Genomic DNA, 25,833 nt, shown 5'->3' on the forward strand with positions numbered 1-25,833 from the left:
GTATTTTACTGATATATGGAAAGGACGTACATATGTTTACAATTAAAGAATATACAGCTGAACAATTGCAGGATCCATTTGGTCTCCTTCTAGGTGAACGCTATGAATTTCATTTATACATTGAGGTAGAAGAAGAGGATGAATTATATACCGGCAGCGACCTAGCACTACGCGTAGTATATATTAAAGGCGAAGATAACACTTCTATTGCCCAGACTCATTTCTACGAAGTTTCAACAAATAAAGTATTAGACTTCGACCTAGAAGAAGAGGAAGAAGCAGCTGTCAAAGAGTTTTGCGGGAAGCATTTACCTTCAGAGGAGGGGACAGATAAAGAGGAATAATTAAAAGCGGCTGGAACAAAAGTAGTTTAGTAAAAATCCGAACGATGAATTGAGATTCCTGATGGAGAATCCAACTCGTTCGGATTTTTTCGTAGTGATGGTGAACTTAGGTTTCATGTATGTAGGTGCTTATAGCTGTTGATTGGAGGGCAAGGCTCAGCGCCCGCCCGCGGAAAGCGCAGTCTTGCACGGAAACCAACAGCGATGTAACAAGCAATTCATACTAGAGAATCCATTCCATTTGTTCTTTGTTCGTCTTTAGATGGGATCGATTTCGTTATGTATCAATATCTTTTTGATTTCGTTTTTCCATTAGCTTTTTAACTACTTCTTTTGGTTCCCAGCATGTAAACTGATAAGCAGGACGAGTTTCATAGCCTAGTCTCTTGCATTGATACTTCATTCCCTTATCCAATTTAATGCTTTGAAAATGTTGACATGTGGCACAACAATGAAATGAACTCACGCCTTCCCTTCTCCCCTACTTTAATCTATTTTCTTAATCATACAAATAAAAAAAATTTGCACAAAAAAAGCTGCCGATTGGCAGCTTTCATATGTAGCGTTGAATTATAATTTTACAACATTCTCCGCTTGAGGTCCACGTTGGCCTTCAACGATTTCAAATTCAACTTTTTGGCCTTCTTCTAATGTTTTGAAGCCTTCAGATTGGATAGCTGAAAAATGAACAAATACATCATTTTCGCCTGGTACTTCGATAAAACCGAAGCCTTTTTCACTGTTAAACCATTTTACTGTACCTGTAGTAGCCATGTAAAAAAACCTCCAAAAAATGTAAAAATTTTAATATGTTACTCTATATTTACATTTATACCGTAAATAAAAAATTCACATATTATAAAAGAGACCTACGCGAAGTAGATCTCCTTTATAACAAGTGAATTTTCACTAAATCTAATTCGAGTATATGGTCAAAACATAGTATTAATTATATTTGGTTGCGTTTACATTATACTATACCTATATGTAGAATGCAAATATTTGGCCACCTTTAACATATGGCTCATCTGTTTTACAAGATATTTACCTTCCTTACGTCAACATGTTATCAATATGGGCGTCGATAATTTCTTTTCGTTTATTTTGCAGGGTTTCAAATAACAGCTTAGCTTCTTCTGAAGTTAACGCAAACGTTGTTGTTTCTTCATGGTTTTCTTCTTTTGTATGAAGCACAAATATGCTTTGTCGGATTTCACTCATACATATTCCTCCTTTTTCGATAGTATAGGCTTTTTTATATTTTTCATGTATGCTTCACACGTTTTTAACAAATTATAAGAAAGGTTAAAACTTATAAGGAGTGATACTATCATGAAGAAATCGTTTTTGTTTGTTGTAGGCTGCATGACGACCCTTTCTTTATTCGGCTGCAGTACAGCAGATCAAGGTAAAGATGGCGTCATTGACGATAATACAGTCCGCAACGTCACATATGAAAATGGAAACAATAAAACGAAAATGAATGACGTAAATAATACGCAAGACGTACAGCGTAATGAGAAAGAACAGTACAATCAGTCCGGCGGAATGAGAGTAGCCGATGTGGCAGCTGATCGTATCGTAGCGTTAAAAAATGTAAAAGATGCTAACGTAATCGTAACCGACCATACAGCTTATGTAGCAGCTGTATTAGACGATAATAAAGAAGGCAATCTCACAAAAGATATGGAGCATAAGATCGCACATGAAGTACGAAAAGCCGACGGCAGTGTTCATCGAGTGTTTGTATCAACAAACCCCGACTTTGTAAACCGTATGAATGGATATGTAGACAAGCTTCAAACCGGCAAACCAGTCTCTGGACTATTTGACGAGTTTTCAGAAGTTGTTCGACGCGTATTCCCTAATTCACGCTAATATACATGAATGACAAAAGAGCATTTTACGAAATGCTCTTTTTATTTTATTTTTTGCATAAAATATTGCATAAAAATTGCTCTTATAAATTTCTAAATATTTTTATTTTACTTTATTTTGAAAACGTTTTCATTTCTGTGATATAAAGGTTTAGGGGATTTTAGACTTAGGTAATTTACGGTTTTGTGGGTTGATAGTAAGGGAAAAGTTTGTTAGTTTTAGAAACCATAAGATGTTTGCATGGCGAGCAGTGCTCGTTTCATGCATAAAAAATGCATAAAGGGGAGATTTGGTGGATATTGGTGTTTATATTTCACTGGGCATTTATTTTGTAGGAATGCTTGGAATAGGATGGTATGCCTACACAAAAACAACTCAAGACGTATCGGGTTACATGCTAGGCGGACGCGGACTAGGTCCGGCCGTTACTGCGCTTTCAGCTGGCGCTTCAGATATGAGTGGATGGATGTTAATGGGGCTTCCAGGATCCATGTATGTGACAGGCCTTTCAAGTTTATGGCTTGCAGTAGGTTTATCTATTGGTGCTTATTTAAATTATTTAATCCTCGCTCCGCGTCTTCGCACTTATACGGAAGTAGCGAACGACTCTATTACAATTCCAGACTTTTTTGAAAATCGTTTTGGCGACCACGCCAAGATTCTTCGAACAGTATCAGCGATTGTTATCTTTATTTTCTTCACTCTTTACACTTCAGCTGGTATGGTATCAGGCGGACGATTGTTCGAATCGGCATTTGGTGTGAATTATCAAATCGGCTTATTTGTAACAGCATCTGTTGTTATTGCCTACACTCTTTTCGGTGGATTTTTAGCTGTTAGTTTAACAGATTTTGTGCAAGGTGTTATTATGTTTCTTGCCTTAGTTTTAGTACCCATTGTAGCTTTCACCAATGTTGGAGGCGTTAACACAACAATGGATATTGTACAGAACATTAATCCAGCATACCTGGACATTTTTAAAGGTACAACCGTTTTAGGTATTATATCTTTCTTGGCCTGGGGACTTGGCTATTTCGGACAGCCTCATATTATCGTTCGCTTTATGGCTATCTCTTCTGTTAAAGAGCTAAAACCTGCACGTCGTATTGGAATGAGCTGGATGATTATTTCTATTATTGGTGCTATGCTGACAGGACTTGTTGGAATTGCATATGTAGAAAAAACGGGTATGAAACTAGCAGATCCTGAAACTATTTTTATTAAATTTGCAGATATACTTTTTAACCCGTTAATTACTGGATTTTTATATGCAGCTCTACTAGCGGCAATTATGAGTACGATTTCTTCTCAGCTGCTTGTAACGGCAAGCTCTGTTACAGAAGATTTTTATAAAACATTTTTCCGACGCAAAGCCTCTGACAAAGAGCTTGTAACAGTCGGAAGAGCTGCCGTTTTAGGTGTTGCAATTATTGGTATTTTGCTTTCTTTAAAACCTAGTGATACGATTTTAGGACTTGTCGGATACGCATGGGCTGGATTTGGTTCTGCATTTGGTCCTGCTATTTTACTAAGTCTATACTGGAAGCGTATGACTCGATGGGGAGCACTTGCAGGGATGATTGTAGGCGCTGTCACGGTATTAATTTGGGTGAACACTCCGTTGAAGGATACCCTTTACGAAATGATTCCTGGGTTCTTTTTAAGCTTATTAGCTGTTATTGTTGTAAGTTTACAAACAAAGAAACCATCAAGCGATGTTCAACAGCAATTTGTTGAAATGAAAGAAATTTTAATAAAAGAATCGAAATAAACAAAAAGAAGCTGAAAAAAAGTACGTAAGTTGAAGGAAGATCCGAACGATGAATCGAGATTCTTGATGAAGAATCAAATTCGTTCGGATTTTTTAATGGTATGGTGAATGTAGGTTTTATGTATATAGTTGCTTCTGGCGGTTGATTTAGTTATGTCTCAATCTCTTTTTGTTTTTAATCTCCTTTTCTTATCATATATATACTAAAGATCAATAAAGGAGGTTTTTGGTATGCAACATTCTTATTTCCCTTATGAACCTACACAGCAACTGCGCGCAGATACACAAAATAGAGAAATTAAAGTAATTGGTGAAGGGAGTGCTTCAGCCATTCCAAATGAAATTTCCATGACGATTGGAACGCGCACGGAAAACCGAGACGTTCAAGAAGCCTTAAAAGAAAATTCAGCTGTTTCAAATACTCTGCTGCAAGAAATACAAAAACTTGGAATCAATGACCAGCAAATTGAAACAGCTTCATTCACTATAAACCCTAAATATGATTACAGCGATGGAAAATCGACTCTTACAGGATACGAAGTACAGCATTTGTTTAGAGTAAGAGTACAAGATGTAAAACAAGCTGGCGATGTTTATAACGCTACGTTTTCAAGCGGAGCCAACGTAGCGCAAGATCTTCAATTCCACGTTACAAATGATGATAAATATGAACAAGAAGCGATAAGTAAAGCTTTGCTTAACGCTAAAGAAAAGGCCTTTACCATTGCCAACACGCTGCAGCTCCCTATTAACCAAATCCCCATTTTAATCGAAGAAGGCCCCGTCTATCAGTCATCTGGATCCTCGCCTAAGTTATTAGCAGCCTCTCCCCCTATTCAAGCTCAGTCCTTGACTGTATCTGCTTCTGTAAAAGTTACGTACACGTATTAATACTTATGGTAAACTATAGATTATTATAATGAAGAAACTAATCTAAAGGAGCTCTTTGCACAATGACTTCTGAACATTTACTAGCAGCTTATCAGACCCTATGGTTGAACCGTTCTTTCGCTTCTAAACAAGCCCTGACAAGTGAAGATCAGCTTCACGAAGCCATTCTGAAAGATTTAAAAGATGAAATGACTCATCCACGCGTTCGGCAAACACCGTATGTAAAATATCATCTTGGCATAAAAAGAATTCTAAACAGCGGTCTTTCCTCTGATGAAAAAGTTGCGCTTACGTCCCTATACACAAACCTTTTAGATAGCTGTATATAACAAAAAAAGGACTTCCTTAATGGAAGTCCTTTTTTTATTTAATTAACGCTTTTTCTTCTAAGCTTTGAAAAACAGCGTTAAAGTCTTGCTTCAAATCCTCGAATTCCTCTAACCCTACTGAAAGGCGAAGAAGTGAATCAGTAATTCCTTTTTCTTCACGTACTTCTTTTGGGATACTTGCATGAGACATTGTTGCAGGATGCGTGAGAATGGATTCAACTGCACCTAGACTAACGCCAATTGAAGCTAATTTGACTCCTTGTAAAATATGTCGTGCTACTTCTTCATCCTGCACTTGGAAAGAAATCATAGCTCCGTATCCATTTGCTTGTTCTGAAATGAGTTTGTGGTCCGGATGACTTTTTAAGCCTGGGTAGTATACACGGCTCACTAGAGATTGTTCTTCAAGCCACTTTGCAAACTGCAGCGCTGTTTTTAACTGCTGATCTAAACGAACTTTTAATGTCTTAATTCCTCGAAGCAGTAAAAAACAATCCTGTGGCCCCAAGATAGCACCAAAAGCATTTTGTACAAACTTTACTTCTTCCGCTAGCTTTTCATCGCTTACTACAACTAAACCGCCAATGACGTCACTGTGGCCGCTGATATATTTTGTAGCACTATGAATGACAATATTTACACCAAGGTCAATGGGCTGCTGCAGATAAGGTGTTAAAAACGTGTTATCCACAATTGTAAGGAGATTGTGCTCCTTCGCCAAACTTGCTACTGCTTTAATATCCGTTACCTGTAAAAATGGATTTGAAGGGCTTTCGATATAAATAGCCTTCGTATCTTTTGTAATAGCTTCTTCTACTTTCTCAACCTTCGTTGTATCAACAAAAGTTGTTTTGATACCAAACTTTGAAAATAATCGTGTTAATACACGATATGTCCCGCCGTACGTATCGTGTGAAACTAAAATTTCATCTCCTGATTCAAAAATAGATAACACCGATGAAATAGCAGCCATACCTGATGAAAAAGCAAAACCAGCGTATCCATTTTCTAGCTGAGCAATAGTGTTTTCTAAAGCCTCACGCGTTGGGTTTCCTGAACGAGAATAGTCATAGCGGCCGTTGTTCGTCTCATCTTCTTGATTAAATGTAGATACCTGATAAATAGGTACGTTAACCGCTCCAAAATGACCGTCAATTCCTGTATTTGCATGAATTAAGTTCGTACCAAATCTATGTTTATTATTGTTGGTATGCATCAAATGCCTCCTTCAAATCTTTAATTAAATCATCTGCGTGCTCAATTCCAACTGATAATCGAAGTAAACAGTTTGTTACTCCGACACGATTTCGAATTTCCTCAGGAATGTCAGCGTGTGTTTGACGAGCTGGGAATGTCATTAAACTTTCCACGCCTCCTAAGCTTTCTGCAAATGTAATAACTTTAACATTTTCTAAAAGTACTGACACGATGTCAGGGTGTGAGACAGCAAAAGAAATCATGCCTCCAAATCCAGTTGCTTGTTTCTTCATGATTTCATAGCCCGGATGTGTTTCAAGACCAGGGTAATACACTTTTTCCACGAGATCATGAGCAGTAAGCCAATTTGCAATTTTCAGTGCGTTTTCGTTATGTTTTTCCATCCGAAGCGCTAGCGTCTTAATACCGCGCAATAACAGCCAGCTATCCTGTGGACCTAAGATTGCCCCAGCTGCATTTTGATAAAAACGAATTTTTTCTCCTAAGCTACTACATCGAGCGACTACAAGACCAGCAACAACATCATTATGACCCCCAATGTATTTGCTTGCACTATGTATCACAATATCTGCTCCAAGCTCTAAAGGACGCTGATAGTAAGGGGACATGAATGTATTGTCAACGATAGTAAGCAAATCATGCTGTTTAGCTAACGCAATTGCTTCTGACAAATCAGTCACGTGCATCATTGGATTTGTAGGTGTTTCAATAAATAAAGCTTTCGTGTTGGGACGAAGCGCATCTTTTACTTGCTCGAGATGGGCTGTGTTGACGTACGAAACAGTAATTCCTTGCTCTGAAAAGATTTCATTTAGTACTCGGTACGTTCCTCCGTATAAATCCTCTGATACAATTAAATGATCTCCGTTTTTAAATAGTGCTAAAACTGCCATTACACCCGCCATTCCTGAAGCGAATGCTACTCCTACTTCTCCTTTTTCTAAAGCAGCAATTGCTTCTTCCAATGCTGTACGAGTAGGATTTGCCGTACGTGCATAGTCAAATCCTGTACTTTGCCCTAAAGCAGGATGAGCAAATGTTGATGCTTGGTAAATGGGTGTTGTAATAGAACCTGTTGCAGGATCACGACCTACTCCTGAACGAACTAATAAAGTTTCAATTTTCATCTATTTCTCTCCTTAACTCAAAATAAAAAACACTCTTCACAGATGGAAGAGTGTTCGTTTATACACGATTTCTCTCATCTGTTAGAACAATACTGATGTTCCACAGGAATTAGCACCGTTCAAATGAATGATTCATTTGATGGTTGCCGGGCATCGCAGGGCCAGTCCCTCCGCCACTCTTGATAAGAGTTCTATATAATTGTTGGTGGTTAACGTTTGTTGTTACTAACTTTAATAAAGATTTTCTTTATTGTCAACATAATTTTCTAAAAAATTTAAATCATCTCATTTGTTTATTCAATATACTTGTCCTGATAAGCACATAAAAAAAGAGACGACACCAAGGTCTCTTTTTCTAAGGCAAGTGCACAGATTTTACGTGAGCTAACTTCCAATACATACTTTCTCCATTTGCCGTAATTAGTTCAACAATATTGTTAGAAACTTCTTTAAGTACACCAATCTTTTCTGATTGATCCCCTAAATCTAATACGACCAGTTGATTTTCATATTTTTTAAGCTGCTCTTCAAAGTTTCTGACAAAAGGTGCAGAGGCGGGCCTTACGGGGAGCTCTTTGTCACTTAAAGAATAAGGGGTTAACTCATTACTGTAAGGGGTAAGCCATTTCAAATGATGCAGAGAAACAAAGACATTTTTATACACTGGAGAATAAAACACAAGATAATCATTCAGCACGCTTGTGATATAGCCATGCAATGATTTCCCTCCCGTTACATAAATTTCAATAAATTTCCCTTTTGCCTGCTGTAAAATATTACGATAAGAAATCCGCTGGCTTTCTTCTATTAAATTTTCTTCTATTGTCCGTAAAGGCGTATAATCTTCTTCTGAAACTTCTCGCAAGCGATGTATGTGTAAAAGAGGAATATACAAATAATCATGTCCATTATATAAAACCATTACATCTAACCCTAGATCAACAAGTTTTCCTATAAACGTTGTTTTCCCTGATATATCGACTTCAACAATTTTATCAATATAATGATTCATACTCATTCTCATTCTCCTCCTTTTTCCTATATGATAGAAAAGGTGCTTTATAAGCACCTTTTACGTTCCAGTTCGTCATGCTTTCCAACGATAATTTTTCGTTTTAATAACTTTTTCACCTGGTGTTGAAGAGCGTGAACCCGTACGGCGACCTCCCGAGCGATCGTCTGTGCGACCTCCTGTACGTCTTCCTGTACGTCTTCCGGTACGGTCTCCAGTACGGCCATCCGTGCGACCTCCGGTTCTATCTACAGTAGTTGATTCTTGCACAGAATCTTCTTCATTTGTATCTCCATTTTGCTCAGAATTTTCTTCATTTTGCTTGAAAGATCCTTTTGATCCTAAGGCAATGGTTTTTACGTGTCTTGGTTGTAAACGTAAAACTTGATTATTTTGTACAAGAGTAAAGTTCCCATTGCGACTTTGAACTAACACACCTTCTACAGCCTCTGGCCCTCCACCGTTAATAGCTACCCATCTATGCGAAAACTCTTCAAACAGTTCATTGAAACTTTTCGCTTTAATATACTCAGGTGTTTCTTCAACTAATAATGGGTTTTGCGGAACAACAGGCGTATTTTTGCTTACAACTTCACTTACACTCTTTATGTGCTCTACATTGATATAAACGACGCCGTCATCTTCTGTTAGTAATACGACATACGCAGATTCAAATGAGCCTAATACATCAAGGATCTTACCCAATTTTTTCTCTGGCCCTCCTTGATTTATTTGCACTTGTTTATCTTTCATCAATAATAAAGTGCCTGCAAATGTGTTGGCTCTGTGCAGTTCTACTTCACTATTAAATCCAGAAAATGTTTGCGCGGAATTAGACTTTGTATCCTCTGTAATGCTTTTAACATGAGCGAGCTGGTAATAAATAAATGTATATTGCTGTTGTGGAATAAGCTGCGCCGGTTGATTATTTTGCTGATTGTTATTTTGTTTTGTTTCAAGAGCAAGTGTTAAATAATCTGATTGAACGTCGATTAAATATCCCGTTTTAGATTCAGGCCCCCCGCGATAGACAGTTACTACTCTCCCTTTTAATGGTTTAAAGTGGGCAGAGTAGCCCGTGCTTTCAGATTGTTGAACTTTACGAGCGCGACTACGATTGGCATTTTGAGTTTGGTCTTGATTTTGGTCGTAGTAATAGTTACTCATTATTTTTCCTCCTTATTAATTGTCCTTATTGGTCATTCATAATGTATATATACGTATCATGTACAGCTATTGTCTTCCTGCATTTGCCTATTATTCTTAAATTCCACTTTTGCCTATCAGTCTAGTAAAATTCAAAAATCAAAAAGATGACTTTTAATGTACGCTGTTCGGTCTTTTACGAAAGAAAGCATAAGGTCTGGTTCCTTATGGAATTGCTCCAAGTTATCTTTTACGTAAGGATCTTTTAATACATATGGAGCAATATAATCATGCAGTTGATAAATGATTGGTTTCATGTATTCTATTGTAAATTGATTATTTAGAACATTGTTCATTTTTTTAATATATCGCTTTTTAATGCTGTTCACCGCCAGTAATCGAGCTGTAAGCGTATTAAATCCTTGTGCACGTACATAGTCTCCTTCCATTACTTTTCCATTTACATCTCTTCCCCAAGTTGCATCATAATCCCATGGAATCAGTTCAAAGCGCCCGCTTTCATGATTTAGATAGAGCGCATAGTTATGGACAAAACCGTCGTAATTCTGCATACAAATAATACCGACTAACCAAGATAAGTAGCGGTCGACGTTCAGGTACTTCTCAATATTCTGTTCGAATTCTGTATTTGTCCATGTATTAAGATTAAATATAAACTTTTCTAATTTTTCCTCGTCTCCTTCTCTCACTGCTTTATCTTCATATCCAGATAACAAAGTTGTTTTTGGCTTTTTATCCAAATCGCTCATCAAAGAAAAATTAGCATCTCCGTCTACTGCATAAAATATAGATCCATCCGCTAAATTTCTTTTTTTCAAAAATAGTTCATCTACCGATTCGAGCTGAAGATATATTCCTTCATTTTTCCCATTAATCTTAAGAGTGACAAACTGAGAGTGGGGAGATAAAACATCTAAAGAAGAGAAAAAATCGAGGGACAATTTGTTGCGCATAAGCGATGGATCTTTGTATTCAGCGTTTAGGTGTATTTCTTTGGCGCGCTGAAATATTTTCGGAGAATAAAATTCAATATAATATGACTTTTTCTTCATCTTCCGAATATGGGAGCCTCTTAGGAGCAAATCAATATCGTAGCGTTTTTTGTTAAACTTCATCGTTGCCTGAACCGCTTCTTCTGACCAAATATCTCTTTGCATTTCCTTTAAATCTTTTACATTCACAAACAGAGCGTATTGAGGGATTTCTTTTTGCTTCATGATTCGACCACCTTTCTTCAATTATTAAAGTATATGAAGGGTAAATTCTCCATGATACCCCGCAGCATCAACTATTTCCGCAAACTCCACTTTTGACTCATATCAAGGACAAGCATCATCGCGTATTCTATTAATGCAAGACCTAGTCCAATTGACAAGGAGGTTTTTGTATTGCATATTACACCTGAAAAAATTAAAGAGGCTGCTGAAGCCCTAGAATGTACAGAACTGAAATCTTTTATGTTTCAAGAGCCAACTGCCGGTCCACTAACAAAGCCACGTCGCTCTTCTCGTAGCACTGGCCGCAGCTCTCGCCGTTCTACCCGCGGTACGCGTCGCTCTTCTCGCCGCTCTCGTCGTTCTACTCGCAGCTCTCGTCGCTCTTCTCGCCGCTCTCGTCGTTCTACTCGCAGCTCTCGTCGTTCTACTCGCCGTTCTCGTCGTTCTACTCGCCGTTCTCGCCGTTCTACTCGCCGCTCTCGCCGCTCTCGTCGTTCTACTCGCCGTTCTCGCCGTTCTACTCGCCGCTCTCGCCGTTCTACTCGCCGCTCTCGCCGTTCTACTCGCCGCTCTCGTCGTTCTACTCGCCGCTCTCGTCGTTCTACTCGCCGCTCTCGTCGTTCTACTCGCCGCTCTCGTCGTTCTACTCGCCGCTCTTAATTTCTCTAAACACTCATCTTTATTGCAAAAAAACGCCGAAGAACTACGAATGTCTTCGGCGTTTTTTTCCACTTATAGAAGGTGCACATTTGGAAATATACTAAGATGGAGCGTTATTCATTTTACATAGAAATAGAAAAGGAGAGCTTTTATGAAAAAAAATAAGCATCGAATTTTAACTTCATCAACCACAGATGTCGAAGAAATCAAACGTTTAAATGCGCAGTCTGGACTAACTTACAATGAAGTATTTGCACTTCTTGGAGAAACCTATTTGAAAAATCAAAAGAAAAAATAGTAAGCAGGGACTAGAAAACACCTTCTAGTCCTTATACTTTGAAAATCCCGGAAAATCCTTTTACTAAGGATGTTAATTGGTTCATAGCTCCCATCATCTGCCCGGCAGTATTCATCATCTTGTTCATATCGTAATTGCCATCACTCGATTTAAACTGAGACATTAATGACTGAAATTGAGATGGCTGAGGCTTTTGCTGCTGAGCTTTAGGGTATGGATTAAAAGGCGCACCTGCATTATTGTACATGGGCTGCTGGTACATTCCGTTCATATAGGGAATTTGCTGAGGGCCAAAAGGCATTTGTTGCTGAGCGTAAGGATGTTGCGGCATATAAGCTTCCGTCCATGGCTGCTGGTGATACTGTGGAAATGGATGCACCTGACTTAAATCAAAACGTTCTGGTTGATGTTGCTCATAATACGGATAGTGCTTACTTGTATACATGCAAAATCAATACCTCCTTTTTAATATTACATAATATATAGTATGTATGCAGAAATAAGAGGTGACGTTCGTCTACTTGTACTTTTGGAGAACGTATTCAAAAATATGTAGGTTTCTGTCGAAAGTTTAAATTTTTCAAAAAAACGAGATTATTCAAATATATGGTACGATAAGAACAAGTGATACTACGATACGTAGTGGCACAAATGGGGATTAGGAGGGAATTTACATGTATGTGAACGAACTTCAAGAAGCTTTTATAGCGGTGAAACAGTATGAGCCGCAGTCAAGTAATGAATTACTCGATTTTGCTCAGCAGCAGTATTTAAAAGGTTTTTTAACTCCTATGAATTACAAAGCCGCTGTACGTGAACTCGAACAAATTGGAGCTACTAAGCCCGATTTTAGTGCACAAGACGATTAATTTTTTTTACTACCACCGAGAAATCGGTGGTTTCTTTGTTTCCTTTAAAGTGGACACATACTTCTTTTTTGACTTGTTTATACTATAAAAGCTTTAACGTAGTATTCAATAAAGGAGGTCTATCTCATGAGTCGTGGAAAACATTTTGATCACAAAAAACAGGGACAAAGTGCAGTAAATAAAACAAATAACGCCGTTGCTTCTAAACATACCGAAAAAGTTGATTATCATATCGATACAGTCGCTTCACAAGATCACCCAGCTGTTTCTATCCAATCTCAAAAAGATTTTGATTAACTTTTTATTGATCATGATAAAAAGAGGCTGGGACATAACAAAAATGAATCCAATCTAGAAACGAACAAATGGGATACATGAGCTGAATCGCTTATGACACCGCAGTTGATCTCCATGCAAGGCTTCGCTTTCCGCGGGCGGTCGATGAGCCTCCTCGTCGCTTGCGCTTCTGCGGGGTCTCATCTGTTCCACTTTTCCCGCAGGAGTCTTTGCCTTGCCCTCAAATCAACTACTCGAAGGAACGAAACAGATGAAACCTATGCTAATAATCAAAAAAAACGAACTACGAATCAAAAAAATGATCGATAGTTCGTTTTTAAATTCGAGTAATATACTTTTGTTACCATTTCATACATAGAAAATCCCCACCTTGTAGATCTTAACGGAAGGCCGGGATTAATTATTCAATATCGACTCGAGCACATACTTATTTGAGTGATACATCTTTTTAAATCGCTTTTCTCGCGTCTCTGGATAAAATGACTGTAGTACAACGTTTTGTAAATTTTCTTTTAACGTCTCCACTTGATTAACATGAATATATTTTGGTCGCTCTTTCTTCAGCCATTCCGTTACGAGACTAGCCCATTCATCAAGTTCTTTGAAGAAAATATCTCCATAAGGTTTTACTTCTTCAAAAAATTTAACTTCATAATTTTCTTCCTGTTGAATAGACGCTAATCGTTCTACAGCTACTTCATTATATTGAAACATGATTTCCGTACTTTTTTTCACATCTTCATTCATCGTTATTCGTCACCTCTACGATGACTATTGTAACATAAACAATCTTTATACTGTATGAAGAACCATTTCTCTTCGGCTTCTACTCCATTCTGTTTCGGAAGGCATGCTTTCATACACAGCTACTTCAATTTCTTGCAGTGATTGGTCAATGCGATGAACTTGTTCCATATATGTTTCTTCACAATGTGTAAATGCTTCATTTATAGATGTAGACATCGTTTTATCCACTAGATCTACTTGCTCTAGTAAGCTATCTAATAAAGTCATCATTTCGCTTGTTTTAACCATACTTTGTTTCATCGCCATCCCTCCAAATTTTCCTTTGCATAACGTATTCTCTTTTTTATTCAATGTCCCTTCACACATGACAAAACTAGTTTCTATTCGTCAAAGAAAGATGTTTTCGACATTTTCATTTAGGGTGAATCGAAAGAGAACATATTGAAAACACTAGTATAGACATTTCAGCTAAGTGGATACATTCTGCTGCTGAACGTTCATTACAACATGATAGGAGGTGCCTAGATATGGCCAACAAACAGCAAAAATCACAGCCTAAAAATAAGCCTGAAACAAAAACCTACGGTGATCCTAAAAAGTTAAACGGTCCTAACCAGCCTTCTACTTAAGAACAAAACGGTCACTTGTGGCCGTTTTTATTTACATTAACTACTTGCGCTACTTTCATTAATATATGCAGCTGCTTTTGCTTTTGAAGATACCACTTTGTAAAATGAACTTTCTTTGGAAAAGGCGGCTTTTTCATCAGCTTGTGTTCCTCTTTTTTTGTTAAAAACCACTTTTCTCTCTTTTTTTCATGATGGCTAATAGCCGGATACACCTTTCGAAGTGCAGGTGTACAGCAACTGGTTTCATCCACAAAATACTGCTCATAATCGTGTCTCGAACCCGTATGCTTTGTTTTCAAAGAAAATTCATAAAACAAGGGATAATACTTTTCATGAAATAATAAAGCCCCTAATTTCTTCCCCAAATCAATCCGATTATTTACTTTTGTAAAATCATGAACAGAACAACCGTATAGCTCCCCTTTTGTAGTAGGAAAAAGGACGGAACTAAAGTGGAATATATCTTGAAAAAAAAACAGCGCACTTTTAAATACTCTGTCTTGATAAAAAGGCTGTTCAATAACGGGCTTTTGAATAACGTGCTGCTCATTTACAATTAACGCATGAATAAGCTGCAGTTCAGAAGGTTTCTGCATAAATTGCCTCCACTTTTCTTCGATAAAAGATGAAACATTTAAATAGGGAAGTAAATGAACGTAAGAGACATGTTTTTTACGCGAAACAGCATACAATAGTAATTGCGGGAAGGCATCTTTAAAAATAAGCCAATTTGCTCTTTCATACGTCAAAAATAATAAATCGCGCGTTTGCTTTGATAACGCTTTTTTCATTGGTTCTCCTTGCAAATCACACATATTCCACCCTGCGTTGCGCGATACCATACTTGCGAGAAATGCCCACTTTACTTCAGGATATCTATGATAAAAAGTTGCATAAGCTTGGGTTCTTGATATATTATCAATATTCAGCTTGTCTGTTGTTTTTTTAATCGCCGTCAACAGCGCTTGTTCCGAACTATTGAGTGACATCTCTTCATCTTCTTTCATCTATTTTTATTTGTAGGATTTGGTATAATAGAATTTGTTTGTTTAATAGATTTACACTAAAGGAGTGATGGTTATGATTCGCTATCCTAACGGAAAGGCCTATAAGCCATTGAATACCAGCAGTCCTTCCCCTAAAAAGCTAGAAGCTAGCTATAGCAATCGTGGTATGACGCTGGAGGACGATTTAAACGAAACAAACGAATACTATGTTTCAAAAGGAATAGCCATTGTTCACAAAAAACCAACCCCTGTTCAAATTGTAAAAGTAGACTATCCGAAGAGAAGTGCCGCTGTTATCAAAGAAGCTTATTTTAAGCAGGCTTCTACTACAGACTATAATGGAATCTATAAAGGAAAACACCTTGACTTTGAAGCAAAAGAAACGAGAAATAAAACCTCATTTCCTCTGCGTAATTTTCATGAACATCAAATTGAACATATGAAGCAAATTGTGAAACAAAACGGGGTTTGTTTCGTTATATTAATGTTCTCTACTTTACAAGAAATATACTTGTTCGAAGCACAGTTCCTTTTTCCTTATTGGGATGCCATGAAAAAAGATGGACGAAAATCAATCCCTAAGGCAGATATTGAAAAAAAAGGGCATTTCATCGAACTTGGTTACCATCCGAGAATCGATTACATAAAAACTATAGATAAATTATACTTTTAAGAGTATGATATATATGTTTACGGAAATCATTCTCTTACAATGCGTTGAAAGGTAGGAGTTTTTATGTCAGATAATTATCGCTCTCGTGAAGAACGACGAAGAGCTATGAATGACAACAAACCAGAAGGTAAATCTCAAGGAAAACCGAAAAAGAAGAAAAAAGGAGGCCTATTTCGTAAAATTGTTGCCGCAGTTTTACTGATAGGAATCATCGGGCTCATTGCCGGAGTGGGAACTTTTTTTGCTATGATAAGCGATGCTCCAAAAGTTGATGACTCGGTATTAAAAAACTCTTTTTCATCTAAAGTATATGCAAACGATGGAAAAACAGTTGTAAAAGAAATTGGAGCTCAAAAACGTACATATGTGCAATACGATGAAATCCCTCAAGTCGTCAAAAACGCATTTATCGCTACGGAAGACGTTCGTTTTTATAAACATCACGGCGTCGACTTTTACCGTATTGGCGGAGCATTAATGGCGAACTTTAAAAACGGCTTCGGTGCTGAGGGCGGTAGTACGATTACTCAGCAAGTGGTAAAGAATTCGTTCTTATCACCAAAGAAGACGGTTAAACGTAAAGTACAAGAAATGTGGTTAGCTTACCAACTTGAGCGCAAATATTCGAAGCAACAAATTCTTGAAATGTATTTAAACAAAATATATTTCGCATCAGGTGAAGTATACGGTATTGAACGAGCAGCTGAGAAATTTTACGGAGTTAAAAGCGTAAAAGATTTAACTCTTGATGAAGCTGCTATGTTGGCAGGCTTACCAAAAGCGCCAACTACTTATAACCCAGTTACAAACCCAGAGAATGCTACTAAACGCCGTAACACAGTATTAAACTTAATGGCTAAAAACGGCTTCATTACACAAGCCGAGGCCGACAAAGCAAAACAAGTAGATGTACAGGCTCACTTAGCTAAACAAACTGAATCAACATCTAAGTACGATGTATTTATTGATCAAGTAATCGAGGAAGTAAAAAAGAAAACAGACGCGGATCCATTTTCTGCGGGCTTAGAAATTTATACAACGCTTGACACGAATGCTCAGGACTATGTAGATGATGTGATGAATAACAAAGTAGTCAACTTCCCGAACGATAAATTCCAAGCAGGTCTTGTCGTTGTAGATAATGAAACAGGCGGTATTCAAGCAATTGGAGGCGGACGTAACCGTGTGTCAGGCGGCTTGAACTTTGCAACAAATATGAGACGCCAGCCCGGCTCAACAATTAAGCCGATCTTAGATTACGGTCCAGCGATTGAGAACTTAAAGTGGTCTACTGGACAACCGCTAAAAGATGAAGAATATCATTATTCAAACGGCACGCCAATCCGAAATTTTGGACGCAACTATAAAGGTTGGGTTTCAGCGCGTGAAGCTTTAGGACGTTCACTGAACATCCCTGCTTTAAAAGCGTTCCAAGCAACCGGTGCGGACAAAGCAAAAGAGTTCGCTACAGGCCTTGGGCTAAAATTAGATGAAGAAGACGGCGAAGCTTATTCTGAATCTTATTCTATCGGAGGCTTCCGTACAGGTGTTACACCTCTGCAAATGGCTGGAGCCTATAGTGCTTTTGCAAATGAAGGTATGTACAATGCACCGCATACGGTGACAAAGGTAAAATTCCCTGATGGAACAGAAATTGATTTAACGCCAAAACCAAAACGCGCAATGCAAGATTACACGGCATTTATGATGACGGACATGATGAAATCTGTTGTAAACGAATCATATGGTACAGCTCGTGCTGTTCGTACACCAGGATTAGAAATTGCGGGTAAAACGGGAACTTCGAACTTTAGTGCTGCAGAAAAGCAACGATACAATATTCCAGACGCTGGTGAAAAAGACGTTTGGTTTAATGGATTTACGCCAAACTATACGATTTCCGTATGGACAGGCTATGAAACTGCTAAAGACGGCTATATTTTAAGTCCTAATGAAACAGGCATGGCAAAAAATATCTTTAAGCATGTTATTACTCATATTTCTGAAGGCAAACCTAAAGGAAGTTTCAAGCAGCCGGACAGCGTAGTTGAACGTTCCGTGGAAAAACCAACGGGCAAAGACTTAAAACGCCCAAGCGGCTCTACTCCTTCGAGCTTAATTACGAAAGAATACTTTGTGCGCGGTACTGCACCGACCAAAGTATCTCAAACGTTTGTGAAAAAAGAAAAAGAAGAAAAGAAAGAAGATAAAAAAGAGGACAAAAAAGAGAAAAAAGACAATAAAGATGTGAAGCCAAAAATTACTGCTTCGTATAGCGGAGGAGCAATTTCAGTTAACTGGTCAGCGTCAAACGCAGCCAGTGATACAACCTTTACAGTCACAATGTCATCTCCTAACGGTTCTGAACAACTCGCATCTGGCGCAGGAGCCGGTGGAAAAACAATTTCCAACCCAGCACCAGGCGCAACGTATAGTTTCACCGTAACAACAAATACGGGCCAAAGCGCTAGTTCTTCTGTAAAAGTCCCTGATTCATCAGATCAAGCTACCGAAGATGATTCTACTAAGCCTGAAGATGACGGAACAACGGACGATAATCAAAATGAAGATAATAGCAGCACTGATCAAAACAACGGCTCTGATCAAGGTGACGATTCATCTACTCAGCCGGATGATAACCAAAACAGCAATAATGGCAGCAATAGCAGCGGTAGCAATAGCGGCAATACCGATAATAACAATAACAATAACGATAGCGGCAATGCTAACGATGGTAATAGCAGCAACAACAACAATAATAACGGAGGCGCAACAACTCCTCCAGCAGACAACGGTGGAAGTGACTCAGGAAGTCAAACACCACAAACTCCTGCTACACCATCGACGCCGTCAACACCTGCTACACCGCAGCAAGAGCCAACAACTGAAAATTAACGCAGCAGTAAAAAGCCCCTACACGTGTAGGGGCTTTATTTCTTGTGAAGAATAAGCATTTTTGCATACTGCTTACGCAGCTCATTAAATAATTCTGTCAGCTGAATATACGCTTGATAAGAAGAAACTCGCTGCAGCAAAAACATAAGTCTCTCAGCACAGTTAATAGGCTTATAGGTTAGGTCCGCTATGTCTTCTTGCAGCCGATTTAAACGCCGAACGGGCTGTCCATTAATCCAAAACAGTAAACTAATATACATAGCAGCAGCTTGTTTCATACAAGGCGCTGCTTCTTTTGCTTTTCGCTGAGAAAAAAGCGTATGCAGTTCTTCCCTTTGAGTTTCCCACTTTTCAAAAAATGGCCGTATGTTCTTTTGAACATCCCTCCAAGGTGTTTTCGTTTCTTTATGTACATCGTATAAAATATCATAAGCAAAATAATTTATTCCATTTTTTGTATCTAATTCAAGAACCCGATCTTCTTTTGAATAAAATGGTTCGCATATGAAATGTGACGGCACTTCAATCGGTAACATCTGTCTTCTTCTCTTTTCCTTTCATTCGTTTCTTTCCTTCTCGGCAAAGATCAAGAAGCGGGCAGACATGACATTGAGGAGACTGTGCTTTACAGTGATAGCGTCCAAAGAAGATAAGTCGATGATGCGTAACGGACCATTCATCTTTCGGAATTTTTCTCATCAGCGTTTTTTCTACTTCCAAAACGGAATCTTTCCACCTGCAAATCCCAAGGCGTTTACTTACACGTTCTACATGCGTGTCTACTGCTATTGACGGTACTCCAAAAGCTACGGATACAACAACATTAGCCGTCTTACGCCCTACTCCTGGAAGATTGGTCAGCTCATCACGATCTTTCGGAACTTCTCCTCCGTATTCATCAATGAGCATACGGCAGAGCTTTTGAATGTTTTTAGCTTTATTTCTATATAAGCCGATTGATCTAATATCTTGCTGCAGCTCTTCCAACGAAACGGCTAAATAGTCTTCAGGCGTTTGATATTTCTTGAATAAATCCGCTGTTACGCGGTTGACTAAAGCATCTGTGCACTGAGCAGATAGCGCCACAGCAATGACTAAATCAAAGGGATTCCGATGATTTAACTCACAGTGAGCGTCAGGAAACATTTCTGCCATAGCATCTAGGCACTGTCTGATTTGTTTTAACGTTAACATACTAGTTCTCCTTCTTCTTACAGGTAGTTCCCCCCTATTTTACAATAGGGTTCTTGTCAAATGCTACTTTTGTCCACATTCTTTTAAAAAAGCTGCTTCAAGATTCAATTACTTGGATCTTGAAGCAGCTTTTTATCCTGTCATTGCTCTAGCCAGTTAAAAAAAGGAATGGCTGATGTAGACTGAGAAGGGTTAACAGAAGATAGTTTTTTGGGCTGTTGATTTTGACGAAATTTTTGGCTATGCTTGCGGGCTTGATCAATGGTCTGAATGCCATTTTTCTTCCATTCGAATAAAATACGATCAATATACCGGAAGTTTAATTTTCCAGACATCACCGACTCTCTTAGTGCCGCTTTAATAATAATGGGGTCATGATGATCTTGATCAATCCACATCGCTAGCGTTTCGCATTCAAACGGAGACAATGCTCTGCCAAATTCTTTTTCAAACATTGTATATAAATTAAGCTCTTCTTGTTCTTCTTCGCTTTTTTCTACTTCTCTTGTTTCTTGCATCATATGATGAATAAGCTTTTCCCAAAGCGGTTTTAATGAATAACGTTCACAAATAAGGGCGTTTTGCTGTTGATCTTGCTCAATAGATAAAAAGCCGCGCTGAATTAATGCTCGCAGCGTATCCATACACACAGCACTTGAAATACTCATTTTTGCCGCCAATTCGTTAGGTGTCGGGAAACCTTCACCGCCTTCAATGGAAACATAAATATGCATTAACGTCATGAATTCCGTTTCGTTCATTCCCAAATCGCTATAGTGATTAAACAGCAGCTTCGGAATTGAAACTGTGCCTTGTTCAAACCATTCAATTAACGTTTCTTTTTTCATATCCGAACACCTCAGTAGTTAGTATATCATGAAGTTTATAGTCAAAGTAATAATTATTCGAAGCTAAAAAAGCTTCTATGTAAAACTTTCCGCTGAAACCGTACCATTGCTCTGCACATATAAAATATATACGAACGATGACTTCCTTCCAAGAATATTACACTAACTTATTTTTTCGAGAATTGCAACTCCCTTTTAAGTTAGACTCTCTTCTATGTTTGCCGTTGTTTCCTTGTGATATAAGTAAAAACCTCGTTTTTCTTTTCTTTTTACGATTCATAAAAAAAGCTAAAAAAGTATCCTGACTACAGGAGTCAGAATACTTTTTCACTTCCTTACGGGTATAAACGGTTTAATAAGCGTGGGAATGGAATCGTTTCACGAACGTGTTCTACGCCGCTAATCCATGCTACTGTACGCTCAAGGCCTAAACCAAATCCTGAATGTGGAACTGAGCCATACTTACGAAGCTCTAAATACCACTTGTATGTTTCTGTATCTAATTTGTGCTCTTCTACACGCTGAGCTAAAAGCTCTTGATCATGAATACGTTCAGAGCCTCCTATGATTTCTCCGTAGCCTTCTGGTGCGATTAAGTCTGCACATAATACTACGTCTTCATTTGTTGGATCTGGCTGCATATAAAATGGTTTTAATGACGTTGGATAGTGTGTAATGAATACCGGCTTGTCATAGCTTTCTGCGATAGCCGTTTCATGCGGTGCTCCAAAGTCATCTCCCCACTGAATGTCTGTAAATCCTTTTTCATGTAAGAATTTAAGAGCCTCATCGTACGAAATACGAGGGAATGGCGCTTTAATTTGTTCTAATTTAGATGTATCACGGCCTAGTACATTTAACTCTAACTTACAGTTTGTTAAAACAGACTGTACGACATGAGACACATACTCTTCCTGTACTTTCAAGTTATCTTCGAATTGGTAGAAAGCCATCTCTGGTTCAATCATCCAAAACTCAATTAAATGACGGCGTGTTTTAGATTTTTCAGCGCGGAACGTTGGACCGAATGAAAATACTTTTCCAAGCGCCATTGCCGCTGCTTCCATATAAAGCTGTCCACTTTGAGAAAGATATGCATCTTCGTCAAAATATTTCGTGTGGAATAATTCTGTTGTTCCTTCAGGAGCACTTCCTGTTAGGATTGGAGGATCTACTTTTGTAAACCCGTTTTCGTTAAAGAATTCATACGTTGCACGAATGATTTCGTTACGAACCTTCATAACAGCATGTTGACGTTTAGAACGCAGCCATAAATGACGGTTATCCATTAAGAACTCTGTTCCATGTTCTTTTGGCGTAATTGGGTAATCAACAGCTTCATGAATCACTTCAAGGCTTGTAACTGTTAACTCATAGCCAAACGGTGAGCGCTCATCTTCACGTACTACACCTGTTACATATAGTGATGATTCTTGCGTCATAGACTTAGCTAATTTAAAAGTTTCTTCTTCTACTTCAGCTTTTACAACTACCCCTTGCATGAATCCTGATCCATCGCGCAGCTGTAAAAAGGCAATTTTACCACTTGAACGTTTATTCGCTAACCAAGCACCAATTGTTACTTCTTTTCCTACATGCTTGCTTGCTTCTGAAATCGTAATTTTCACGATTAATATCCCTCCAAAAAACTTACATTTCGTAATTATGTATGCCATCCTATTATACATTTCGACAAACATAATAACAAGTAACAAACAAAAAGAGCCTTCTAACACGTGTGATTTGTGCTAAAAGGCTCTTTTGTTTTTAAATATAATCTTTTTTATTTCATATGACGACTCATGAATGATTGAATTCGTTCCAATGCCTTTTCTAGCAGATCTAGTGATGTAGCATAAGAAAGACGTACGTTTTCAGGTGAACCGAATCCTGATCCAGGCACTAGCGCTACCTTCTCTTCTTCTAAAATAGCTTCTACCCATGCATCAACTGTATCAAAGCCAGTTAACTTTGCAGCTTCAATTGCATTAGGGAATAAGTAGAAAGCACCCTGTGGTTTTAAGCATGAGAACCCTGGAATGTTAATCAGCTTTTCATGAATCACGTTTAGACGCTCTTCAAAAGCTTGTCGCATCATTTCCACCGGCTCCTGAGTGCCGTTATAAGCAGCGATTGTTGCATATTGAGCAATAGATGTTGGATTTGACGTGCTGTGACTCGCTAGGTTTGTCATTGCTTTAATAACTGTAGCATCACCAGCTGCATATCCAATGCGCCAGCCCGTCATGGAATGTGACTTAGAAACACCGTTAATGATAATTGTTTTTTCTTTTAACGCTGGTGAAAGCTGTGCAATCGATACATGTTCATTTTGACCATATACAAGCTTTTCATAAATTTCATCTGATACGATAAAAATATCGTGCTTCAAGCAAACTTCTCCTAAAGCTTGAAGCTCTTCTCTTGTGTAAATCATACCCGTTGGGTTGCTTGGTGAATTGATAATAACAGCTTTGGTTTTAGCAGTAATAGACGCTTCTAATTGTTCAGGTGTGATTTTAAATTCGTTATTTTCAGAACCTTCAACGAATACGGGTGTACCTTCTGCTAACTTTACTTGCTCAGGATAACTTACCCAGTAAGGAGTTGGGATAATTACTTCGTCACCTTCGTCTAACAGAACTTGAAATAACGTATACAGTGCGTGCTTAGCACCTGTACAAACAATAATTTCAGAAGGTGAATACGTCAGGCCTTGATCGCGTTTGAATTTTTCAATTACCGCTTCTTTTAATGGTGCAAGACCGCCTGCTGGCGTATATTTTGTCTGACCATCATTCATTGCCGTAACAGCCGCTTCTAAAATGTGCTGCGGCGTATTAAAATCAGGTTCCCCTGCTCCAAGTCCAATCACATCATGACCAGCCGCTTTCAATTCTTTCGCTTTTGCTGTAATCGCTAATGTTGATGATGGCGTTAATGCTGATACACGTTTTGCTAACTTCACTAAAATCTCCCCCTATGAACTAAAGCTATAATCAGCCCGCAGGCTGATTATAGATAAAAAATTGGCTTCATTTTCATAAAGCGCTGAAATCTTATATTATGACACATATGGTATTTCATATGGTATAAACGATTTATGATTGAGATAAGCTGTATCGTTTTATAAATTCACCGCTAGAGAAATCAAGATAATAGTATGTTAAATGTTTCTTATCTTTATCCACATATGTTACTTCCCACAGCGGCTTTTTATTTTCAATGCCTAGGCGCACCGACTTAATTTCCTGCGGATTTTTATCATTTTTCACAATGGAAATGGCTTTCTCTTTTGTGATCCCGCTGCTTGCTTTCTTTAAAACAGCTGTTTGTTTTTTGCTTTTAGGCATCCAAGCAATTACCTTTTGATTGCTTCGGTTTGTACCTTCTACTACATAAAATGCATGATTGCCGAAATATGGCTGGGTGCTTGTGACAGATTTCAAATTAAATTCTTTTTTTGCTTGGGATGCTGCTTTTTCCTCAGCAGACTGAACATCCTTCACAGACGAGTGATAAATGCTAAAAGAAATGCCTCCGATAATTAAAAGCACAGCAGCTACCGCTACAATAATTAACTTTTTCATAAAATCCCTACTTATGTACGATAAATTGTAAATACAGCTTTGCTTTGATCTTCTTCATCTAACGCTAATCCGAACATCAAATCTTGCTTTTTCAACGTGCGATTCAAACTATCAACAATTTTATATAAATCCGAGGAATTTTCCACGCGGACAGTTGATAATACTTCAATCCTGCTTTCCATTGTAAACCTCCTAGCTCGTCTATCACGACGCAAAATGACGATATCCGTATTATAACAGGTATCAAAAACCATCGTCATCTTTTTCACTCATCAATCCAGCCTGTACGTTTTGCGTAAAAACCGAATAAATAAGTAAACATATATAATATTATAAGGAATTTACCTCTTTTTGCAAAAGGAAATTTGTTTATTTTGCAGAAAATTTCATCACATCATAGGATTTTAGCGACATTTTAATAGAGTAAGCGCTCCCCTCTCTTACGTCATATAATTCAATCCATTCAGCTGTTAAATTTGAAAGCAGTCGAGGGGAATAGGAACGCCCTGGTTTCGTAAACGCAACGGCAAGCTGTATATCTAATTGCTTCAAAAATGTATTCGAAAAAAACGTTCCCTCTCCAAAATTAGGAATTTTCAATATATCTACATGAGTAAGGGGAATGCGTAAAAACTTTTCCTCTACTTCATCTGAGCCGCTCATGGCATATAGAACTCGGTGCTCTCCAATCGTAAATAATAGATCCATAGCCGCTGTTTTTTGCTTCGATGCATGCAAGACATCAACGTGTATATTATCCGTTAACTGAAATAAATCATTTTCTTTCCACTTCTCTGTTTGAAATTCCGCCTGGTACTGAGCCGGCACAATAATACGCTCTATATGATAATCCTTCACAGCTCGCTGAACATTTGAATCATAGTACTTTTGCTGTTTCGTAATTATTAATTGGTTGATTTTTTTTACTTTATATCGCTGCAGCCACTTGTTTAGCTCTGGATAGGAAGATGCACTCCCCGTATTTACTAAAATCGCCTCACCGCTTCCGTCTTGAATCAGACTTGCTTCTCCATCTGAAAGAGGCAGAAAGGTGATCACTACTTCATCAGCTTGCAAACCAAAATCTACGTTTTTAATGACGGCTGCTGAAACCGAACAGGTCATAAAACTAAAAAACAGTACAGCACTTAGCAATATTTTAATCATACACT

At 38.1% G+C, this 25,833-nt stretch carries 32 protein-coding genes and 1 riboswitch; of the genes, 12 read left to right on the plus strand and 20 right to left on the minus strand.

What is annotated here, in order from left to right:
• Window positions 1–32 precede the first annotated feature (32 nt).
• Window positions 33–344 (plus strand): DUF6509 family protein, encoded by a 312-nt coding sequence (locus SCI76_RS06990; protein WP_028414061.1) that lies wholly within the window; start codon window positions 33–35, stop codon window positions 342–344.
• 277 nt (window positions 345–621) lie between these two features.
• Here SCI76_RS06990 and SCI76_RS06995 read toward each other — a convergent pair whose 3' ends face one another.
• The 3 genes from SCI76_RS06995 to SCI76_RS07005 all read right to left on the minus strand — a co-directional run bounded on the left by SCI76_RS06995 (window position 622) and on the right by SCI76_RS07005 (window position 1,565).
• Window positions 622–747, minus strand: a complete 126-nt coding sequence (locus tag SCI76_RS06995; RefSeq protein ID WP_305120133.1) for a hypothetical protein — start codon at window positions 745–747, stop codon at window positions 622–624.
• 167 nt (window positions 748–914) lie between these two features.
• Window positions 915–1,118: a cold-shock protein gene (locus SCI76_RS07000; protein WP_013056130.1), complete on the minus strand. Its 204-nt coding sequence runs from the start codon at window positions 1,116–1,118 to the stop codon at window positions 915–917.
• Window positions 1,119–1,397: 279 nt separating this feature from the next.
• A complete protein-coding gene (locus SCI76_RS07005; RefSeq protein WP_165573336.1) occupies window positions 1,398–1,565 on the minus strand; it encodes a hypothetical protein in 168 nt (55 codons plus the stop codon).
• 111 nt (window positions 1,566–1,676) lie between these two features.
• On the opposite strand from SCI76_RS07005, the gene SCI76_RS07010 reads away from it, so the two are divergent.
• The 4 genes from SCI76_RS07010 (at window position 1,677) to SCI76_RS07025 (ending at window position 5,213) form a co-directional block, all read left to right on the plus strand.
• Window positions 1,677–2,222 (plus strand): YhcN/YlaJ family sporulation lipoprotein, encoded by a 546-nt coding sequence (locus tag SCI76_RS07010; RefSeq protein ID WP_033578433.1) that lies wholly within the window; start codon window positions 1,677–1,679, stop codon window positions 2,220–2,222.
• Window positions 2,223–2,514: 292 nt separating this feature from the next.
• Entirely contained in the window at window positions 2,515–3,993 is a 1,479-nt protein-coding gene (gene putP, locus SCI76_RS07015) for a sodium/proline symporter PutP (RefSeq protein ID WP_048018484.1), read from the plus strand.
• Window positions 3,994–4,224: 231 nt separating this feature from the next.
• Complete coding sequence (locus SCI76_RS07020) at window positions 4,225–4,884, plus strand: SIMPL domain-containing protein (protein ID WP_048018483.1); 660 nt, start codon at window positions 4,225–4,227, stop codon at window positions 4,882–4,884.
• A gap of 62 nt (window positions 4,885–4,946) precedes the next feature.
• Window positions 4,947–5,213: a hypothetical protein gene (locus SCI76_RS07025; protein WP_048018482.1), complete on the plus strand. Its 267-nt coding sequence runs from the start codon at window positions 4,947–4,949 to the stop codon at window positions 5,211–5,213.
• Between the two features lie 34 nt (window positions 5,214–5,247).
• Here the strand turns inward: SCI76_RS07025 and SCI76_RS07030 are convergent, their stop codons facing one another.
• From SCI76_RS07030 to SCI76_RS07050, 5 genes are all read right to left on the minus strand, one after another.
• On the minus strand, window positions 5,248–6,429 hold the full coding sequence (locus SCI76_RS07030) for a PLP-dependent aspartate aminotransferase family protein (RefSeq protein ID WP_048018481.1): 1,182 nt from the start codon (window positions 6,427–6,429) through the stop codon (window positions 5,248–5,250).
• A complete protein-coding gene (locus SCI76_RS07035) occupies window positions 6,413–7,558 on the minus strand; it encodes a PLP-dependent aspartate aminotransferase family protein (RefSeq protein WP_048018480.1) in 1,146 nt (381 codons plus the stop codon). The genes SCI76_RS07030 and SCI76_RS07035 overlap by 17 nt, the downstream gene beginning before the upstream one ends.
• A gap of 71 nt (window positions 7,559–7,629) precedes the next feature.
• Window positions 7,630–7,747: riboswitch (SAM riboswitch) on the minus strand.
• Window positions 7,748–7,913: 166 nt separating this feature from the next.
• Complete coding sequence (locus SCI76_RS07040) at window positions 7,914–8,576, minus strand: hypothetical protein (protein ID WP_028414069.1); 663 nt, start codon at window positions 8,574–8,576, stop codon at window positions 7,914–7,916.
• A gap of 69 nt (window positions 8,577–8,645) precedes the next feature.
• A complete protein-coding gene (locus SCI76_RS07045; protein ID WP_048018479.1) occupies window positions 8,646–9,737 on the minus strand; it encodes a hypothetical protein in 1,092 nt (363 codons plus the stop codon).
• Window positions 9,738–9,868: 131 nt separating this feature from the next.
• Window positions 9,869–10,957 (minus strand): CotH kinase family protein, encoded by a 1,089-nt coding sequence (locus SCI76_RS07050; RefSeq protein ID WP_372497472.1) that lies wholly within the window; start codon window positions 10,955–10,957, stop codon window positions 9,869–9,871.
• 168 nt (window positions 10,958–11,125) lie between these two features.
• Here SCI76_RS07050 and SCI76_RS07055 point away from each other — a divergent pair, with 168 nt between their 5' ends.
• Both SCI76_RS07055 and SCI76_RS07060 read left to right on the plus strand, forming a co-directional pair.
• On the plus strand, window positions 11,126–11,614 hold the full coding sequence (locus tag SCI76_RS07055; RefSeq protein WP_407545111.1) for a CotG/ExsB N-terminal domain-containing protein: 489 nt from the start codon (window positions 11,126–11,128) through the stop codon (window positions 11,612–11,614).
• 151 nt (window positions 11,615–11,765) lie between these two features.
• Entirely contained in the window at window positions 11,766–11,912 is a 147-nt protein-coding gene (locus tag SCI76_RS07060) for a hypothetical protein (RefSeq protein ID WP_168760479.1), read from the plus strand.
• Between the two features lie 31 nt (window positions 11,913–11,943).
• Here the strand turns inward: SCI76_RS07060 and SCI76_RS07065 are convergent, their stop codons facing one another.
• Window positions 11,944–12,357 carry a YppG family protein gene (locus SCI76_RS07065; RefSeq protein WP_013056116.1) on the minus strand — a complete coding sequence of 138 codons (414 nt, stop codon included), beginning with the start codon at window positions 12,355–12,357 and terminating at the stop codon, window positions 11,944–11,946.
• Window positions 12,358–12,586: 229 nt separating this feature from the next.
• Between SCI76_RS07065 and SCI76_RS07070 the strand changes: the two genes are divergently transcribed.
• Window positions 12,587–12,781 carry a YppF family protein gene (locus tag SCI76_RS07070; RefSeq protein ID WP_013056115.1) on the plus strand — a complete coding sequence of 65 codons (195 nt, stop codon included), beginning with the start codon at window positions 12,587–12,589 and terminating at the stop codon, window positions 12,779–12,781.
• 126 nt (window positions 12,782–12,907) lie between these two features.
• Entirely contained in the window at window positions 12,908–13,078 is a 171-nt protein-coding gene (locus tag SCI76_RS07075) for a hypothetical protein (RefSeq protein WP_165573332.1), read from the plus strand.
• Between the two features lie 396 nt (window positions 13,079–13,474).
• Here the strand turns inward: SCI76_RS07075 and SCI76_RS07080 are convergent, their stop codons facing one another.
• Window positions 13,475–13,825, minus strand: a complete 351-nt coding sequence (locus SCI76_RS07080) for a YppE family protein (protein ID WP_013056113.1) — start codon at window positions 13,823–13,825, stop codon at window positions 13,475–13,477.
• Window positions 13,826–13,870: 45 nt separating this feature from the next.
• On the minus strand, window positions 13,871–14,125 hold the full coding sequence (locus tag SCI76_RS07085; RefSeq protein WP_029325131.1) for a hypothetical protein: 255 nt from the start codon (window positions 14,123–14,125) through the stop codon (window positions 13,871–13,873).
• 227 nt (window positions 14,126–14,352) lie between these two features.
• On the opposite strand from SCI76_RS07085, the gene SCI76_RS07090 reads away from it, so the two are divergent.
• The gene (locus tag SCI76_RS07090) at window positions 14,353–14,454 is read left to right on the plus strand and encodes a hypothetical protein (RefSeq protein ID WP_016763465.1); all 102 of its coding nucleotides are present in this window, start codon (window positions 14,353–14,355) and stop codon (window positions 14,452–14,454) included.
• Between the two features lie 11 nt (window positions 14,455–14,465).
• Here SCI76_RS07090 and SCI76_RS07095 read toward each other — a convergent pair whose 3' ends face one another.
• The gene (locus tag SCI76_RS07095; RefSeq protein WP_048020000.1) at window positions 14,466–15,461 is read right to left on the minus strand and encodes a DUF2515 family protein; all 996 of its coding nucleotides are present in this window, start codon (window positions 15,459–15,461) and stop codon (window positions 14,466–14,468) included.
• 73 nt (window positions 15,462–15,534) lie between these two features.
• On the opposite strand from SCI76_RS07095, the gene recU reads away from it, so the two are divergent.
• Window positions 15,535–16,134 (plus strand): Holliday junction resolvase RecU, encoded by a 600-nt coding sequence (gene recU, locus SCI76_RS07100; protein ID WP_034266860.1) that lies wholly within the window; start codon window positions 15,535–15,537, stop codon window positions 16,132–16,134.
• A gap of 63 nt (window positions 16,135–16,197) precedes the next feature.
• Window positions 16,198–19,029 (plus strand): PBP1A family penicillin-binding protein, encoded by a 2,832-nt coding sequence (locus SCI76_RS07105; protein WP_048020001.1) that lies wholly within the window; start codon window positions 16,198–16,200, stop codon window positions 19,027–19,029.
• A gap of 35 nt (window positions 19,030–19,064) precedes the next feature.
• Here the strand turns inward: SCI76_RS07105 and SCI76_RS07110 are convergent, their stop codons facing one another.
• The 8 genes from SCI76_RS07110 to SCI76_RS07145 all read right to left on the minus strand — a co-directional run bounded on the left by SCI76_RS07110 (window position 19,065) and on the right by SCI76_RS07145 (window position 25,828).
• Window positions 19,065–19,565 carry a YpoC family protein gene (locus tag SCI76_RS07110; protein WP_048020002.1) on the minus strand — a complete coding sequence of 167 codons (501 nt, stop codon included), beginning with the start codon at window positions 19,563–19,565 and terminating at the stop codon, window positions 19,065–19,067.
• Window positions 19,552–20,223, minus strand: a complete 672-nt coding sequence (gene nth / locus SCI76_RS07115; protein WP_028414079.1) for an endonuclease III — start codon at window positions 20,221–20,223, stop codon at window positions 19,552–19,554. The genes SCI76_RS07110 and nth overlap by 14 nt, the downstream gene beginning before the upstream one ends.
• A 140-nt stretch (window positions 20,224–20,363) precedes the next feature.
• A complete protein-coding gene (locus tag SCI76_RS07120) occupies window positions 20,364–21,071 on the minus strand; it encodes a DnaD domain-containing protein (protein ID WP_016763459.1) in 708 nt (235 codons plus the stop codon).
• Window positions 21,072–21,406: 335 nt separating this feature from the next.
• Entirely contained in the window at window positions 21,407–22,699 is a 1,293-nt protein-coding gene (asnS, locus tag SCI76_RS07125; protein WP_045293839.1) for an asparagine--tRNA ligase, read from the minus strand.
• 155 nt (window positions 22,700–22,854) lie between these two features.
• Window positions 22,855–24,039 carry a pyridoxal phosphate-dependent aminotransferase gene (locus SCI76_RS07130; protein WP_048020003.1) on the minus strand — a complete coding sequence of 395 codons (1,185 nt, stop codon included), beginning with the start codon at window positions 24,037–24,039 and terminating at the stop codon, window positions 22,855–22,857.
• A 133-nt stretch (window positions 24,040–24,172) separates the two neighbouring features.
• Window positions 24,173–24,661, minus strand: a complete 489-nt coding sequence (locus SCI76_RS07135) for a DUF5590 domain-containing protein (protein WP_013056103.1) — start codon at window positions 24,659–24,661, stop codon at window positions 24,173–24,175.
• 11 nt (window positions 24,662–24,672) lie between these two features.
• Entirely contained in the window at window positions 24,673–24,843 is a 171-nt protein-coding gene (locus SCI76_RS07140; protein WP_013056102.1) for a YpmA family protein, read from the minus strand.
• 187 nt (window positions 24,844–25,030) lie between these two features.
• Window positions 25,031–25,828: a hydrolase gene (locus SCI76_RS07145; protein ID WP_047751376.1), complete on the minus strand. Its 798-nt coding sequence runs from the start codon at window positions 25,826–25,828 to the stop codon at window positions 25,031–25,033.
• Window positions 25,829–25,833: the final 5 nt, after the last annotated feature.

Origin of the sequence: Priestia sp. HNGD-A6 (assembly GCF_045784335.1) — a bacterium.
In the GTDB taxonomy this organism is placed as follows: domain Bacteria; phylum Bacillota; class Bacilli; order Bacillales; family Bacillaceae_H; genus Priestia; species Priestia zanthoxyli.

Bases quoted from the DNA above. Each gene is read 5' to 3' on its own strand.
- SCI76_RS06990 (WP_028414061.1), top strand. From the start codon at position 33: ATGTTTACAATTAAAGAATATACAGCTGAACAATTGCAGGATCCATTT.
- SCI76_RS06995 (WP_305120133.1), bottom strand. From the start codon at position 747: ATGAAGTATCAATGCAAGAGACTAGGCTATGAAACTCGTCCTGCTTAT.
- SCI76_RS07000 (WP_013056130.1), bottom strand. From the start codon at position 1,118: ATGGCTACTACAGGTACAGTAAAATGGTTTAACAGTGAAAAAGGCTTC.
- SCI76_RS07005 (WP_165573336.1), bottom strand. From the start codon at position 1,565: ATGAGTGAAATCCGACAAAGCATATTTGTGCTTCATACAAAAGAAGAA.
- SCI76_RS07010 (WP_033578433.1), top strand. From the start codon at position 1,677: ATGAAGAAATCGTTTTTGTTTGTTGTAGGCTGCATGACGACCCTTTCT.
- SCI76_RS07020 (WP_048018483.1), top strand. From the start codon at position 4,225: ATGCAACATTCTTATTTCCCTTATGAACCTACACAGCAACTGCGCGCA.
- SCI76_RS07025 (WP_048018482.1), top strand. From the start codon at position 4,947: ATGACTTCTGAACATTTACTAGCAGCTTATCAGACCCTATGGTTGAAC.
- SCI76_RS07030 (WP_048018481.1), bottom strand. From the start codon at position 6,429: ATGCATACCAACAATAATAAACATAGATTTGGTACGAACTTAATTCAT.
- SCI76_RS07035 (WP_048018480.1), bottom strand. From the start codon at position 7,558: ATGAAAATTGAAACTTTATTAGTTCGTTCAGGAGTAGGTCGTGATCCT.
- SCI76_RS07040 (WP_028414069.1), bottom strand. From the start codon at position 8,576: ATGAGTATGAATCATTATATTGATAAAATTGTTGAAGTCGATATATCA.
- SCI76_RS07045 (WP_048018479.1), bottom strand. From the start codon at position 9,737: ATGAGTAACTATTACTACGACCAAAATCAAGACCAAACTCAAAATGCC.
- SCI76_RS07060 (WP_168760479.1), top strand. From the start codon at position 11,766: ATGAAAAAAAATAAGCATCGAATTTTAACTTCATCAACCACAGATGTC.
- SCI76_RS07065 (WP_013056116.1), bottom strand. From the start codon at position 12,357: ATGTATACAAGTAAGCACTATCCGTATTATGAGCAACATCAACCAGAA.
- SCI76_RS07070 (WP_013056115.1), top strand. From the start codon at position 12,587: ATGTATGTGAACGAACTTCAAGAAGCTTTTATAGCGGTGAAACAGTAT.
- SCI76_RS07075 (WP_165573332.1), top strand. From the start codon at position 12,908: ATGAGTCGTGGAAAACATTTTGATCACAAAAAACAGGGACAAAGTGCA.
- SCI76_RS07080 (WP_013056113.1), bottom strand. From the start codon at position 13,825: ATGAATGAAGATGTGAAAAAAAGTACGGAAATCATGTTTCAATATAAT.
- SCI76_RS07085 (WP_029325131.1), bottom strand. From the start codon at position 14,125: ATGAAACAAAGTATGGTTAAAACAAGCGAAATGATGACTTTATTAGAT.
- SCI76_RS07090 (WP_016763465.1), top strand. From the start codon at position 14,353: ATGGCCAACAAACAGCAAAAATCACAGCCTAAAAATAAGCCTGAAACA.
- SCI76_RS07095 (WP_048020000.1), bottom strand. From the start codon at position 15,461: ATGAAAGAAGATGAAGAGATGTCACTCAATAGTTCGGAACAAGCGCTG.
- recU (WP_034266860.1), top strand. From the start codon at position 15,535: ATGATTCGCTATCCTAACGGAAAGGCCTATAAGCCATTGAATACCAGC.
- SCI76_RS07105 (WP_048020001.1), top strand. From the start codon at position 16,198: ATGTCAGATAATTATCGCTCTCGTGAAGAACGACGAAGAGCTATGAAT.
- SCI76_RS07110 (WP_048020002.1), bottom strand. From the start codon at position 19,565: ATGTTACCGATTGAAGTGCCGTCACATTTCATATGCGAACCATTTTAT.
- nth (WP_028414079.1), bottom strand. From the start codon at position 20,223: ATGTTAACGTTAAAACAAATCAGACAGTGCCTAGATGCTATGGCAGAA.
- SCI76_RS07120 (WP_016763459.1), bottom strand. From the start codon at position 21,071: ATGAAAAAAGAAACGTTAATTGAATGGTTTGAACAAGGCACAGTTTCA.
- SCI76_RS07135 (WP_013056103.1), bottom strand. From the start codon at position 24,661: ATGAAAAAGTTAATTATTGTAGCGGTAGCTGCTGTGCTTTTAATTATC.
- SCI76_RS07140 (WP_013056102.1), bottom strand. From the start codon at position 24,843: ATGGAAAGCAGGATTGAAGTATTATCAACTGTCCGCGTGGAAAATTCC.
- SCI76_RS07145 (WP_047751376.1), bottom strand. From the start codon at position 25,828: ATGATTAAAATATTGCTAAGTGCTGTACTGTTTTTTAGTTTTATGACC.